This window comes from Pseudomonas viridiflava, from assembly GCF_900602065.1.
Taxonomy (GTDB): Bacteria; Pseudomonadota; Gammaproteobacteria; order Pseudomonadales; family Pseudomonadaceae; genus Aquipseudomonas.
On the sequence record NZ_UWFN01000350.1, the window covers coordinates 203,433 to 217,581 of the forward strand.

Sequence of the window (14,149 nt, forward strand, 5' to 3'; positions counted from 1 at the left end):
CCGCGCCGATTGTAATTAAGATGCTTGGGTGTTTCTTCCAGCCAAGGTGCAAAACCGTGAGCGCGAACAACCCGCTTCTGCAATCCTACGACCTGCCACCTTTTTCGGCGATTCGTGCCGAGCATGTCAAACCTGCCATTGAACAGATTCTCGCCGACAACCGCGCAGCGATTGCCGAGATCCTCGCCAAGCAAGGCTCGCAGCCTACATGGGCCGGGCTTGTATTGGCCATGGACGAACTCAATGACCGCCTGGGCGCTGCCTGGAGTCCGGTCAGCCACCTGAACGCCGTGTGCAACAGCGCCGAACTGCGCGAAGCGTACGAGTCGTGCCTGCCGGCGTTGAGTGCCTATTCCACTGAAATGGGTCAGAACCGCGAGCTTTTTCAGGCGTTTGAAGCCCTGGCTAACAGCCCTGAAGCGGCTGGTTTTGATGTGGCGCAGAAAACCATTCTTGAACAATCGCTGCGTGACTTCCGTCTGTCGGGTATCGACCTGCCGCCCGAGCAGCAAAAACGCTATGCCGAAGTGCAGAGCAAGCTGTCGGAACTGGGCAGCCAGTTTTCCAACCAGTTGCTCGACGCCACTCAGGCATGGACCAAGCTGGTGACTGACGAAGCAGCGCTGAAAGGATTGACCGAATCCGCCAAGCAGCAAATGGCCGCTGCCGCCAAGGCCAAGGATCTGGAAGGTTTCCTGATCACCCTGGAATTCCCGAGCTACTACGCGGTAATGACTTACGCCGAAGACCGCGCACTGCGCGAAGAAGTCTACGCGGCGTACTGCACCCGAGCGTCTGATCAAGGCCCGAATGCAGGCAAGAACGACAATGGCCCGGTGATGGAGCAGATCCTCGATTTGCGTCAGGAACTGGCCAAACTGCTTGGTTTTGCGAGCTTCTCCGAGCTGAGCCTGGCGACCAAGATGGCTGAGTCCAGCGATCAGGTGCTGACGTTCCTGCGTGATCTGGCCAAGCGCAGCAAGCCGTTTGCCGCGCAGGATCTGCAACAGCTCAAGGCCTACGCCGCCGAACAAGGCTGCCCGGACCTGCAAAGCTGGGACAGCGGCTTTTATGGCGAGAAACTTCGTGAGCAGCGCTACAGCGTTTCTCAGGAAGCGTTGCGCGCTTATTTCCCCATCGACAAAGTGCTCGGCGGCCTGTTTGCCATCGTTCAGCGTCTGTACGGCATCGAAATCGCCGAGCAGAAAGGTTTCGATACCTGGCATCCGGATGTGCGTCTGTTTGAAATCAAGGAGAACGGCCAGCACGTCGGGCGTTTCTTCTTCGACCTGTATGCCCGCGCCAACAAGCGTGGCGGTGCGTGGATGGACGGCGCTCGCGACCGTCGCCGTACGGCTGAAGGCCAACTGCAGAGCCCGGTGGCGAATCTGGTCTGCAACTTCACCCCGGCCTCGCCGGGTCAGCCTGCATTGCTGACCCACGATGAAGTCACCACTCTGTTCCACGAGTTCGGCCACGGTCTGCATCACCTGCTGACCCGCGTTGAGCACGCGGGTGTGTCCGGCATCAACGGCGTGGCGTGGGACGCTGTGGAATTGCCAAGCCAGTTCATGGAGAACTGGTGCTGGGAGCCTGAGGGGCTGGCGCTGATTTCCGGTCATTACCAGACTGGCGAAGCGTTGCCACAGGACCTGCTGGAAAAAATGCTCGCGGCGAAGAATTTCCAGTCCGGGCTGATGATGGTACGTCAGCTGGAATTTTCGCTGTTCGACTTCGAACTGCACGCCACTCACGGCGATGGCCGCAGTGTGGCGCAGGTCCTGGATGGCATTCGCGACGAAGTGTCGGTGATGCGTCCGCCTGCTTACAACCGCTTCCCGAACAGTTTTGCGCACATCTTCGCCGGCGGTTACGCGGCGGGTTACTACAGCTATAAGTGGGCTGAAGTGTTGTCTGCCGATGCGTTCTCCAAATTCGAAGAGGACGGCGTGCTCAATGCCGACACCGGTCGCGCTTTCCGTGAAGCGATTCTGGCTCGCGGTGGTTCACAGGCGCCGATGGTGTTGTTCGTCGACTTCCGCGGACGTGAGCCGTCGATTGACGCACTCTTACGCCACAGTGGCCTGAGTGAGGATGCCGCAGCATGACCGAAACACCGGTAATCATTACCAAGAAGCGCTTCATCGCCGGGGCTGTCTGCCCGGCGTGCAGCGAGCCCGACAAACTCATGATGTGGAGCGAAAACGACGTTCCCCACCGTGAGTGCGTGGCCTGCGGTTACAGCGACACCCTTAATGAGCAAGGCAACTCGGTGCCTAAGGAGCTCGGCACGCGGGTCAACCAGATCGCGGTCAAGGCCATAGACCCTAAGGTGCAGGGGGTGCAGTTCTTCCCGAATCCGAAGCTGAAAAAGCCGGGTGACCTGGGCTGACTGTCCGCTGCGCAAAAAAGGGTTCGCTCGGTTGGAGCGAACCCTTTTTTATATTTGCGGCGTAGCGTTTGGTTATTGCGCTCCGTTGAAGACGCCGTGCGAGATCAATCCGTCCACACCTTTGCCACGCTTTATAATCTGGAAGTCGGCGTTCTCAAAGTTGCGATCAAAACTGCCTACAACGACAGGCCAACGAATATCGCGCTTGATGATGATTTCCGCCTTGCCCTGGGTGTCGTTGCCATCGGGGTGACCTCGTACAAAAAAGCTTGTACCTGCTTTGGCTTTGATGATTGTCGCGGAGCGAATTTCATCATTTGAGCAGCCGAAGCGGCCACTGCTCATGCGAAAACGGTGAACTGAGTTAAACGGTACCGTGCAGTCCAGATTCTGGGTCGCGCTATTTCCCTCATGCATGGCGATGGCCGCATCTGAAAAATCAGTGGGCGTATTACTGATTTCCAAACGAGAGATTTTGCCATCCAAGCCATTATTGCGCACGTACACTATTTGATAGCTGTTGTTATCCTGTGTTCTCTCGAATGATCCGATAACGATATCTTCGTTAAAGCCGATATCTCTTTTTATATCGATAATGGCGTAATCATCGTATCGGTGCGCATCCGGATTGTCGTACACCGTGATTCGTGTACCTGCCTTCATGCCCGAAATCGACATTGACCGTGCTTCGTCGTTTTCACAGCCTTGTGTTGGGAACTTCAATGTTTTGTGACCGGCAGGAATCGCGCAGACGGTGTCCTGTTTCTTGTCTGCATTATTTCCCTCCCACAGATAGATGCCTCCCTCTGTGAGCGTCCTTGTATAGTTGAGCGTATCGCCGTTCTGGTAATTGTTGATACCGATAAAATGCGGCTTCACGCCACAGTTAGCCGTACGGCGCATCAGATAGGTCAGATTATTATCGTAAGCGCCAGAGTCCAAGGTTGTAGAAGTCGCTGTGTGGAATTGATTCATCAGGAAAAGACGACTCCATTGCTTCCCTGTACGCTCGGCAACTTTTTGGGTGGCGAGAGGCAAGCTGTTCCAGCGTGTTGGACAAGACCAGTTGTGCGCTCTCTCAATGTTGCTGGCCGCGGCCCCCAATGTACTCCAGTGATTTTGGACGATCCAGTCCTGATCAAAAAGGACTGTGACAGTCCTGCCGTTGACGGTGTAGTCACGTGCGACCTCGCGCTTGTCTGTCAGCAGAATCAGGCGATTGTTGTTCTGTGCCATTGCTCTCATCGTTGGCCAGCCCGGCGTTGTAAAATTTTTCGGGTTGAACGAGTAGGTCGCAAGTTCCGGTAGTGCATCGAATACCTGCTGGAGATCCGCTTCTCCTACATAGGTTTCGAGAAATAAAGTCACGACCTCCGAGGGATTGTTTCTGAGGAACGGGATGAATTCATTTTTGAGCTGATTGGCCCATGGACCATAACAGGCCGGTTCTCCTTTATGACATACTTTGATTCGATTGGCGCCCCGCTGCTTGTTATCAACATAAAGGTCTAGCATAAACCCTCTCACGCCATCTCGGAGCTGACGGGGCATTTCAGCCAGATTCTGATTGATCTTTTCGTAAGCGTTGTGGGTGGTCACCCAGTAATTCTGATCGAATGGCTTAGTCCTGTCGGGATTGATAATGATATTGCCGATGGGCGTGGGGATAACGATGCCATTGGAATTGGGAATAGCGATGGCATTGGCATTGGCATTGGCACTGACCTGCGAGCTTGTAATCGTTAACGAGAGTAACGATAGCCCCAGAAGGGTATGTAATTTATTAATGATTTTCACGTTTGAATTCCTTTTCATTTTCCGCTCACCATCCTGGTGAGTGTTATTTCTTGTTGCTAGTGCAACTAGGTGCGAAGTAATAGTTGATTTTCCCATGTAATAAAAGCGGTGGGTTGTTACGCCATATTAGTGCTCGGTTAGTGAGATCACTGGAAGTATTCCCCTTGAGCCAGGACCCGGGAAGCCGCTGATCGGCTGTCGTGTCATGGCTAAGTCTCAAGGTGGCGGGCCCGGGAAAATTGTAATACTGTATGTATAGACAGTATAAAGGGGGTCTCATGTCACTGATTTTCCCGCCTCGCGGCCGGGGCACGGCCAGCAACCCGCATAATCGCTTCGCGCCCACCCGTTCACTGGCTGAGGACGACGGCTGGTATCAGGAAGTGCCGTTGACCCAAGGCACGCAGGTCACCAGCGAGACGGCCAAAAGCATCATCACCCGCAACACCTCCCCTGACATTCCCTTCGATCGCTCGATCAACCCGTATCGCGGTTGTGAGCACGGTTGTATTTACTGCTATGCGCGGCCTAGCCATGCCTATTGGGACATGTCGCCAGGCCTGGATTTCGAAACGAAGCTGATTGCTAAAACCAACGCCGCTGCTGTGCTCGAACAACAGTTGTCGAAACCGGGTTATCGCTGCGCGCCGATTACCTTAGGGGCTAATACCGATCCGTATCAGCCCATCGAGCGCGAGTACAAAATCACTCGCGCCGTTCTCGAAGTGTTGCTGCGTTATCGCCATCCGGTGACGATCATTACCAAAGGTTCGTTGATTTTGCGTGACCTGGACCTGCTCGCCGAGTTGGCGAAACATAACCTGATCTCCGTGTTCATCAGCCTGACGACGCTGGATGACGAACTAAAACGCATACTTGAACCCCGTGCCGCCGCGCCCAAAGCGAGGCTGCGAGCGATTCGGGTGCTACGTGATGCCGGCATTCCGGTAGGTGTGTTGTGCGCGCCGATCATCCCGATGATCAACGACATGGAACTGGAAGCCATGCTCAGCGAAGCCAAGGCTGCCGGGGCATTGAGTGCCAGCTACGTGATGTTGCGCCTGCCGCTGGAAGTCGCGCCGTTGTTCGAGGAATGGCTACACGCGCACTACCCGCAACGGGCGGAACACGTGATGAGCCTGGTCAGGCAGGTGCGTGGCGGAGAGGTTTACGACAGCCGATTCGGTGTGCGAATGCGTGGCGAAGGTCCGTTTGCTGATCTGTTGGCCCAGCGCTATCGCATGGCGATCAAGCGTCTGGGGCTTAACCAGCGGGAGAGCTTCGATCTGGATTGCGAGGCATTCTGCCCACCGGGTGGGCAGATGTCGTTGTTGTAGCTGTTGTCGCAGACTCTTGTGAAAGGTTCTATGTTGGCCTGCAAATACAGTCCTCGTGGGAGCGAATTCATTCGCGAAGAGGCCGGTACATCCACAGCCTATGCATCGCCTGAAATACCGCTTTCCCGAATAAATTCGGTCCCACAGGATCCGGTCTTAATTTAATTTCAATTCAGGCCCTTGCTGCCAAGGCTTTCGCCTTACGCATCTTGATCCGGTAAGCCACTCCCAGAACAACCAGCCACGCCGGGAGCAGGAATACCGACAGCGAAATGCCCGGCGTGAAGTACATGATCGCCAGAATGCCCAGCAGGAACACCAGGCACACGTAGTTGGTCAGCGGGTAGCCCCAGCTTTGGTACTCCGTGACTTCGCCGGCTTCGCGCTTGGCCTTGCGGAATTTCAGGTGGGTGATGCTGATGATCACCCAGTTCAGCACCAGTGCGGACACCACCAACGCCATCAGTAGTTCGAAGGCTTTGCCGGGCATCACATAGTTGATCAGCACACACAGACCGGTAGCAGTGGCCGATACGCCCAACGCCAGCAATGGAACGCCGCGACGGTTCACTTTGAGCAGGGCCTTGGGCGCATTGCCCTGCATGGCCAGACCGAACAGCATGCGGCTATTGCTGTAAACGCAGCTGTTATAGACCGACAGTGCTGCCGTCAGCACCACAACGTTGAGGATCGTGGCGACCAGATTGCTGTCCAGTGCGTGAAAGATCAGCACAAACGGGCTGCCGCCGGTAACGACCTTCTGCCAAGGGTAAAGAGAGAGCAGGATGGCCAGCGCGCCGACGTAGAAAATCAGGATGCGGTAGATCACCTGATTGGTTGCCTTGGGAATGCTGGTTTTAGGGTTTTCAGCCTCGGCTGCCGTAATGCCGACCAGCTCCAGGCCACCGAACGAGAACATGATGAAAGCCATGGCCATCACCAGTCCGCTGATACCGTTCGGGAAGAAGCCGCCGTATTGCCACAGGTTAGCGACGCTTGCATCAGGTCCGCCGGTGCCGCTGGCCAGCAGCCATGCACCGAACACGATCATGCTGATGATCGCGACGATCTTGATCATGGAGAACCAGAACTCCATCTCGCCGAAGATCTTTACGCTGGTCAGGTTGATCAGGTTGATGGCCACGAAGAAGATGGCGGCAGAGACCCAGGTCGGCGTTTCAGGCCACCAATACTGCACGTACTGGCCCACGGCAGTCAGTTCGGCCATGCCCACCAAGACGTAGAGCACCCAGTAGTTCCAGCCGGACATGAAGCCCGCAAAGCGACCCCAGTAACGATTGGCAAAGTGGCTGAAGGTGCCTGCGACAGGCTCTTCCACAACCATTTCACCCAGCTGGCGCATGATGAAAAACGCGATCATGCCAGCGATCGCGTAACCGAGGATCACCGAAGGGCCGGCCATGTTGATGGTGTGTGCAATGCCCAGGAACAGTCCGGTGCCGATAGCGCCGCCGAGAGCGATCAGCTGGATGTGCCGATTCTTGAGCCCGCGATGCAGGTGAGCGGCAGATTTTTGTTCGTTCATAAAGGTCCTGACCCAGGTAAGGATACCGACTGGAGATAAGCCGCCAATCGCTGGTTATGCTCAGCTTTTTGCAAAACAGATGCCACGCACCAGCAGTCGGATTTTTCATGTGCTGCAAAAGGATGACGCAGGCTACCCGGCATTGGCCAAGCGTCAAGCAGAAACTGTTAGGCTTTGCGTCCGAAGCCTTTGAATTCCGACGGATTACACAGCCATGAAAGTCAACGAGATCGACGATTTTGATTTGAAGATCCTGACCCTCTTGCAGGCTAACGGCCGCCTGACCAATCAGGAGCTCAGTGACCTGATCGGGTTGTCCGCATCGCAGTGCTCGCGGCGTCGGATCGGTCTGGAGCAGGCGCAGTTGATCCTCGGCTACCATGCGCGGCTGGCCCCGCAGGCCATGAACCTGGAGGTGGTGGCGATGGTCGAGGTCAAGTTGATCAGCCATCGTCCGGAACACTCGGAAGGCTTTCAGGGGTTTATTGCCAGTGAGGCTGCAATCATCGACGCTTACAAGACTACCGGTGATGCGGACTACAACCTGAAGACAGCCGTGGCTGACCTTGCCAGTTTGAACCAATTGATGGCGCGAATCTCTGCGACCAACTGCGTTTCGCACCTTAAAACTTCAGTGGTGCTGGAGCGCCTGAAGGAAAACAATATCGGCACCGCTTGAGGCGAGCCGCCCCACGGTGTTGATTAACTTTTTTGAACTTATGTGCACGGGTGGCGCGTTTTTTGTTTTATTTTGCGTGATTCGTGCATTTACAGAGGTATAAATGCGCGATCATTATACTTTGTGTAGGATGCGCGCTTGTTGTGTGAGCTTTTGCATTATTCCCCAGATGCTCGCTTACCTTGCTATGTCGCGCCCGAGTTATGCCCTTGCCCTTTACTTCAGGAGTTGTCTTTCATGTTTGCCCACGTTGAGTCCTATGCCGGTGATCCGATTCTGTCGTTGATGGATGCTTATCAGAAAGATCCCAACGCAGATAAAGTCAATCTCAGTATCGGGCTTTACTACGACGAGCAAGGGCGAATCCCGCGTCTGGCCGCCGCTGTAGAAGCCGAGCGCCAATTGCTTGAAGGCCAGCAGCCTCCTTGTGTTTATCTGCCTATGGAAGGCCTCGCCTCTTATCGCCAGGGCGTCCAGGCATTGCTGTTCGGCGAGCAGCATCCGGCGTTGCTGGCGGGGCGCATCGCAACGATCCAGACGGTTGGCGGCTCGGGTGCTTTAAAAGTAGGTGCGGACTTTCTCAAGTCGGCCTACCCGGACTCTCAGGTGTGGGTCAGTGACCCGACGTGGGAGAACCACCACGCGTTGTTCGGCGGGGCAGGCTTCAAGGTCAATACCTATCCCTATTTCAATGCCGCAACCGGTGGCGTGAATTTCGACGGCATGTTTGCCGCTCTGCAGGAGTTGCCAGCGCACAGCATCGTGCTGCTGCACCCTTGCTGCCATAACCCGACAGGTGCGGACCTGACCACGGCGCAGTGGGATCAGCTCATCGAACTGATTGACGCGCGCAAGCTGATTCCTTTCCTGGACACCGCCTATCAAGGCTTCGGTGCTGGCATGAGTGCAGACGCTTATGCGATTCGGGCTATGGCTGATGCCGGGCTGACGGTTCTGGTCAGTAACTCGTTCTCGAAAATCTTCTCGTTGTACGGCGAGCGGGTTGGCGGCTTGTCTATCGTCTGCCCTGACGCGGCGATGGCCGATAAAGTCCTGGGCCAGCTCAAGGCTACCGTGCGCCGCAACTATTCCAGCCCGCCGAAACACGGTGCGCTAGTGGTTTCGGCCGTGCTTAACGACGCAACGCTGCGCAACCAATGGCTGGCTGAAGTCGAAGCGATGCGCCTGCGGATCATCGACATGCGGGTAAAACTGGTAGCCGCTCTCAAGGAAAAAATGCCACAACGTGACTTCGGCTATATCCTCACGCAAAGTGGCATGTTCAGTTACACAGGTTTTAGCAGTGCACAGGTTGACCGACTGAGAAACGAGCACGCCGTTTATCTGATCAGCAGTGGTCGGGTTTGCATGGCTGGTTTGAACGAGCAGAATCTGCCGAAGGTCGTCGAAGCTTTCAGTAGCGTTTGCGAAGGATAACGGGAAAATCAGGGTTGCAGGCCATTCAAACGCCACTAGTGCCGTTGGGCTGTAACCCTTGATCCAGAGCGCTACATTCAGTTTCAGTTAAGTTTTGACGGTTAGCCTGTAAATCTGCATCACCCCGTTGGGCGCGGGCAAATGGATTTGGACGCGATGCCTGTAGTTAGGGTTGCAGCACAAAATCCACATCAATCCGTCAAAGAGGATTAGACATGAGTGACATGGATAAGCAGGTTTCAGCTACGTCGGTAGACGTTAAGCCTGAGGCCGAAACTTCCGACGTAGCGCTGGCTCACATTGTTGAAGGCTTCAAACGTTTTCGTTCAGAAGTCTTTCCCGAACAGGAAGAGCTGTTCAAGAAACTCGCAACGGCCCAGCAGCCGCGTGCCATGTTCATTACCTGTGCCGACTCCCGGATTGTGCCGGAGCTCATCACCAACAGCTCGCCTGGCGACCTGTTCGTGACGCGTAACGTCGGTAACGTAGTCCCTCCATACGGCCCCATGAACGGCGGTGTCTCCACCGCAATCGAATATGCCGTCATGGCATTGGGCGTTCATCACATCATCGTTTGCGGCCATTCCGACTGCGGTGCCATGCGCGCTGTCCTCAACCCGCATACGCTGGAAAAAATGCCGACGGTCAAAGCCTGGCTGCGCCATGCCGAGGTCGCTCGCACTGTAGTTGAAGACAACTGCCACTGCACCGGCGAAAAAGAAACGATGCACGTGCTCACCGAAGAGAACGTCATCGCGCAGCTGCAACATTTGCGTACCCACCCATCGGTAGCGTCGAAAATGGCCAGCGGTGAGTTGTTCATCCATGGCTGGGTTTACGACATCGAAACGTGCGGCATCAAAGCCTACGACGCAGAGCAAGGTCGTTTCCTGGCTCTGGATGGCGATCATCCGACGCCAAAGGCCACGCCGAAGTCTCGCTACTAAAAACGCGACTTTCACCTCGTTCAGACACCTGACGGTGCGCTCATGGCGCGCCGTGAGGCGTCGTCACGTCTGAAGAATCCCGGAGAGTCATCATGGGCCTAGCTCAATTGAAATCCGTTTTGCCCAGAGAACTGCTCGCTTCCGTAGTAGTGTTTCTGGTTGCATTGCCCCTGTGCATGGGGATCGCTATCGCTTCCGGTATGCCCCCGGCCAAAGGACTGATCACCGGCATCATCGGCGGCTTGGTGGTGGGTTGGTTGGCAGGTTCGCCGCTGCAAGTCAGCGGCCCGGCTGCAGGTCTTGCGGTATTAGTCTTCGAGGTGGTCCGTGAGCACGGTATGGCCATGCTCGGCCCGATCCTGCTGCTGGCGGGTGTGCTGCAGATTCTTGCCGGGCGTTTCAAGCTCGGCTGCTGGTTCCGGGTGACGGCGCCAGCGGTGGTCTACGGCATGCTTGCCGGTATCGGCGTGCTGATCGTGTTGTCCCAGGCGCACGTCATGTTTGATGGCGGGCCCAAACCGTCCGGTCTGGATAACCTCGTTGCCTTCCCTTCTACCCTGATTCAGGCGATCGGCCCGGGCAGCGGCATGCAGGCCGGTGCTCTCGGTCTGGGTACGATTCTGGTGATGTGGGTGTGGGACAAGTTTCGTCCTCAGTCGCTGCGCTTCGTGCCGGGCGCGTTGTTGGGTGTTGGCCTGGCGACGTTTGCCAGTATCGCTTTGGCGATGCAGGTCAAGCGTGTGGAAGTGCCGGATAACCTGGCTGAAGCCATCGACTGGCTGCGCCCTGCTGATCTGATGAACCTCGCTGATCCGGCGATTCTGATCGCTGCCTTCGCGGTCGCCTTTATCGCCAGCGCCGAAACCTTGCTGTCGGCGGCTGCGGTAGACCGTATGCATGACGGTCAACGCTCAGACTTCGATAAAGAGCTCAGCGCTCAAGGCGTGGGTAACGTCCTGTGCGGTCTGGTGGGCGCATTGCCAATGACGGGTGTGATCGTGCGCAGTTCGGCCAACGTTCAGGCGGGTGCCAAAACACGTATGTCCGCCATGTTCCACGGCTTGTGGTTGCTGGCGTTCGTATTGCTGCTGTCCAGCGTGCTGCAAAGCATTCCGGTGGCGAGTCTGGCGGGTGTGTTGGTGTACACCGGTTGCAAACTGGTCGACCTCAAGGCGTTTCGTGGCCTGGGCCGTTATGGCCGGATGCCTATGTTCACCTACGCGGCAACCGCTGCGGCGATCATCTTCACGGATTTGCTGACCGGTGTGTTGGTTGGTTTCGGTCTGACCCTGGTCAAGCTGGCGCTGCAAGCTGCACGATTGAAGATCAACCTCGTGCCGATGGAAACTGAAGGCGAGTTTGAACTGCGCATGGTCGGCTCGGCCACCTTCTTGAAAGTACCGGCGCTGACTAAAGTGCTGGAGACTATTCCGGCGGGCAGCACGGTCTATGTGCCGTTGAGCAATCTGAGTTACATCGACCATTCCTGCCTGGAGTTGCTGGAGGAATGGGGGCGTGCCAACGCTGCTCAGGGTTCGCGTCTGAGCATTGAGTCTCGTGGGTTGAAACGCAGGCTGGAAGGCCGGTTGACGACCACCACCGGGATTGGATCGGCGGCGTCGCAGGCTTGAGGTTGTGAGCATTGATGGGGGCCACACGCTGGCTCTCATCAAACAGCATACATACCATTGAATTAGAACCATTTCTGTAGGAGCGAGCTTGCTCGCGATAGCGATTTACCTATCAAATGAAATCGCCTGACAAAACGCTATCGCGAGCAAGCTCGCTCCTACAGGTCCTATGTTTGCCATGGACGTCGTGGCAACTCAGCGCTCTTTTTAACCCCGATCCAGATCCAGACCAAGCCCCAACTGCCGTGACAGGCATGGCCAGCGCTTCCAGGCGGCTTCGGTGTCCGGGCTGTTCAGGCGGTCGCGGTAGGCTTCCACGGACTCCAGCTCGAAGCTTTCTTCGTCAAGCAACTGATCGACCGCGTGATGCACTGCTTCGTCCAGCTGGTTGGCGAACGACTCGCCAATCAACTGGTGGGCGATGACGCTGGCCACCACGGTGTTGGACGGGATCAGCGGACGTGCGAAATGCTTGATGTACAAGTCATTCACTTCCTCAACCAGCCGATGCGCCAGATAGGCCTCATCCAGCAGGCTATCAAGTCCCTCATGTCCGTCCATGATCGCAGGAGGCGTCGTGAAGAAATGCTCGGCGATTTTCAACACAGGTTTGACCTGTCCTTCAATGCCGGCTTCAACCGCGACCTGATGGGCGGCGTCCAGCAAGTCCGGCACAAGATCAATGTAGGCGGTGACGAAGCGCGTCAGCACGCCGCGTGCATCAACTTCCGGTAAATGGATGGCTGGGTGCAGGTGCGGTAACTGGGTTTCAAGTTGACGCAATAATTGGCCAGTCTCGGCCTCGTGCTGGTGGGCACGTTGGATCTGCTCGCGCAAAGCGGCGGTGTTCATGAACGCTCCTGAAGGCGGAAAAACCAGGTACGGAAAGGGGGAGACCATACGTTAGCCTGCTTGAGCGAAAGGCTAAGACGTATTTGTCATAACAAATTCACATATATGTGCATTGGCTATTAAAAACGCCATTTACGCCATTATTGCCTCTTTATTTGTCGAGGCTGCGCATCTGTGTAGACCATTTTCCGGATTTTGCCAGCGCGTTGCACGCATCGGGTGCCTGTCTATACTCGGTTCTGACGGAAGTTGGCTGATGGTCGCCTGTGCGGCTCGGTGTAACTGAAGTGGCAGCCCACTCCCCAAACGCAGGTTTTGACCTGCGGAATAAGAACAATGGGGAAGCTCGCAATGAGGCGACATCCACGCGTCTGGATGTTGCTCCTGTTGTGTTCGGTATTCGATCAGGCACACGGTGCCTGGACGACGAATATGGCGCCTGGAGCAACACAGGTCAGTCATGCGGTATTTGATCTGCACATGATCATTTTCTGGATCTGTGTGGTGATCGGCGTCGTGGTGTTCGGCGCGATGTTCTGGTCAATGATCGTTCACCGGCGCTCTACCGGTCAGGTTGCTGCGCACTTTCACGAACATACCACCGTGGAAATCCTCTGGACCCTCGTGCCTTTGCTGATTCTGGTGGCGATGGCTATTCCTGCGACCAAGACCCTTATCGAAATGTACGACAACACCGAGTCGGATCTGGATATCCAGGTCACGGGATATCAGTGGAAGTGGCATTACAAATACCTGGGCCAGGACGTCGAATTCTTCAGCAATCTGGCGACTACCACTGAGCAGATTCACAACCGCGATGAGAAGGGCGAACACTATCTGCTGGAGGTGGACCAGCCGCTGGTGGTCCCGGTCGGGCTGAAAATCCGTTTTCTGGTGACCGGTGCAGACGTGATCCATTCCTGGTGGGTGCCGGCCTTTGCGGTCAAGCGTGACGCTATTCCAGGCTTCGTCAATGAGGCCTGGACCCGCATCGACAAGCCGGGAATTTATCGTGGGCAATGCACGGAGTTATGCGGCAAGGACCACGGCTTCATGCCGATTGTGGTTGAGGCCCGGAGCAAGGCCGATTACGACACCTGGCTGGCCGGTCGCAAGGAGGAGAGCGCCAGGCTCAAGGAACTGACCAGCAAGGAGTGGACCCTGGAAGAACTGGTTGCGCGGGGTGACAAGGTTTATCACACCACTTGCGTGGCCTGTCACCAGCCGGAGGGCCAAGGCCTGCCGCCGCTGTTCCCGGCGCTCAAGGGCTCGAAAATCGCCACTGGCCCCAAAGAAGCGCACCTCAATATCGTGTTCAACGGCAAAGCCGGTACGGCAATGGCTGCGTTCGGCAAGCAGCTATCGGAAGTCGATATCGCGGCGGTGATCACCTACGAGCGCCACGCCTGGGGCAACAACACCAACGACATGATTACGCCCAAAGATGTGCTGGCGCTGAAAGAGGCGCAGAAATGAAAGTTTTCATGGCTGGAGGTAATCCTGTGGGAGCGGTGCTTGCCCGCGATACAAG

11 protein-coding genes are annotated in these 14,149 nt (G+C 56.1%); 8 read left to right on the forward strand and 3 right to left on the reverse strand.

What is annotated here, in order from left to right; translation table 11 throughout:
* Positions 1 to 20: 20 nt before the first annotated feature.
* Together prlC and EE949_RS27960 are read left to right on the forward strand one after the other, a co-directional pair.
* Positions 21 to 2,108, forward strand: a complete 2,088-nt coding sequence (gene prlC / locus EE949_RS27955; protein ID WP_162873967.1) for an oligopeptidase A — start codon at positions 21 to 23, stop codon at positions 2,106 to 2,108.
* Entirely contained in the window at positions 2,105 to 2,392 is a 288-nt protein-coding gene (locus EE949_RS27960) for a YheV family putative zinc ribbon protein (protein WP_122667242.1), read from the forward strand. Before prlC ends, EE949_RS27960 begins: the two co-directional genes overlap by 4 nt.
* A gap of 72 nt (positions 2,393 to 2,464) precedes the next feature.
* On the opposite strand, the gene EE949_RS27965 is transcribed toward EE949_RS27960, so the two are convergent.
* Positions 2,465 to 4,189, reverse strand: a complete 1,725-nt coding sequence (locus tag EE949_RS27965; RefSeq protein ID WP_122667243.1) for a hypothetical protein — start codon at positions 4,187 to 4,189, stop codon at positions 2,465 to 2,467.
* 278 nt (positions 4,190 to 4,467) lie between these two features.
* Here EE949_RS27965 and EE949_RS27970 point away from each other — a divergent pair, with 278 nt between their 5' ends.
* Positions 4,468 to 5,526 (forward strand): PA0069 family radical SAM protein, encoded by a 1,059-nt coding sequence (locus EE949_RS27970; RefSeq protein ID WP_122667244.1) that lies wholly within the window; start codon positions 4,468 to 4,470, stop codon positions 5,524 to 5,526.
* A 172-nt stretch (positions 5,527 to 5,698) separates the two neighbouring features.
* On the opposite strand, the gene EE949_RS27975 is transcribed toward EE949_RS27970, so the two are convergent.
* The gene (locus tag EE949_RS27975) at positions 5,699 to 7,072 is read right to left on the reverse strand and encodes an amino acid permease (protein ID WP_122667245.1); all 1,374 of its coding nucleotides are present in this window, start codon (positions 7,070 to 7,072) and stop codon (positions 5,699 to 5,701) included.
* 214 nt (positions 7,073 to 7,286) lie between these two features.
* Between EE949_RS27975 and EE949_RS27980 the strand changes: the two genes are divergently transcribed.
* From EE949_RS27980 to EE949_RS27995, 4 genes are all read left to right on the forward strand, one after another.
* Complete coding sequence (locus EE949_RS27980; protein WP_122667246.1) at positions 7,287 to 7,751, forward strand: Lrp/AsnC family transcriptional regulator; 465 nt, start codon at positions 7,287 to 7,289, stop codon at positions 7,749 to 7,751.
* A 237-nt stretch (positions 7,752 to 7,988) separates the two neighbouring features.
* Positions 7,989 to 9,188: an aromatic amino acid transaminase gene (locus EE949_RS27985; RefSeq protein ID WP_122667247.1), complete on the forward strand. Its 1,200-nt coding sequence runs from the start codon at positions 7,989 to 7,991 to the stop codon at positions 9,186 to 9,188.
* 215 nt (positions 9,189 to 9,403) lie between these two features.
* Positions 9,404 to 10,135 (forward strand): carbonic anhydrase, encoded by a 732-nt coding sequence (locus tag EE949_RS27990; RefSeq protein ID WP_122667248.1) that lies wholly within the window; start codon positions 9,404 to 9,406, stop codon positions 10,133 to 10,135.
* Positions 10,136 to 10,227: 92 nt separating this feature from the next.
* A complete protein-coding gene (locus tag EE949_RS27995) occupies positions 10,228 to 11,766 on the forward strand; it encodes a SulP family inorganic anion transporter (RefSeq protein WP_122667249.1) in 1,539 nt (512 codons plus the stop codon).
* A 207-nt stretch (positions 11,767 to 11,973) separates the two neighbouring features.
* Here EE949_RS27995 and EE949_RS28000 read toward each other — a convergent pair whose 3' ends face one another.
* Complete coding sequence (locus EE949_RS28000; protein WP_122667250.1) at positions 11,974 to 12,618, reverse strand: hypothetical protein; 645 nt, start codon at positions 12,616 to 12,618, stop codon at positions 11,974 to 11,976.
* Between the two features lie 351 nt (positions 12,619 to 12,969).
* Here EE949_RS28000 and coxB point away from each other — a divergent pair, with 351 nt between their 5' ends.
* Positions 12,970 to 14,094 (forward strand): cytochrome c oxidase subunit II, encoded by a 1,125-nt coding sequence (coxB, locus tag EE949_RS28005; RefSeq protein WP_122667251.1) that lies wholly within the window; start codon positions 12,970 to 12,972, stop codon positions 14,092 to 14,094.
* Positions 14,095 to 14,149: the final 55 nt, after the last annotated feature.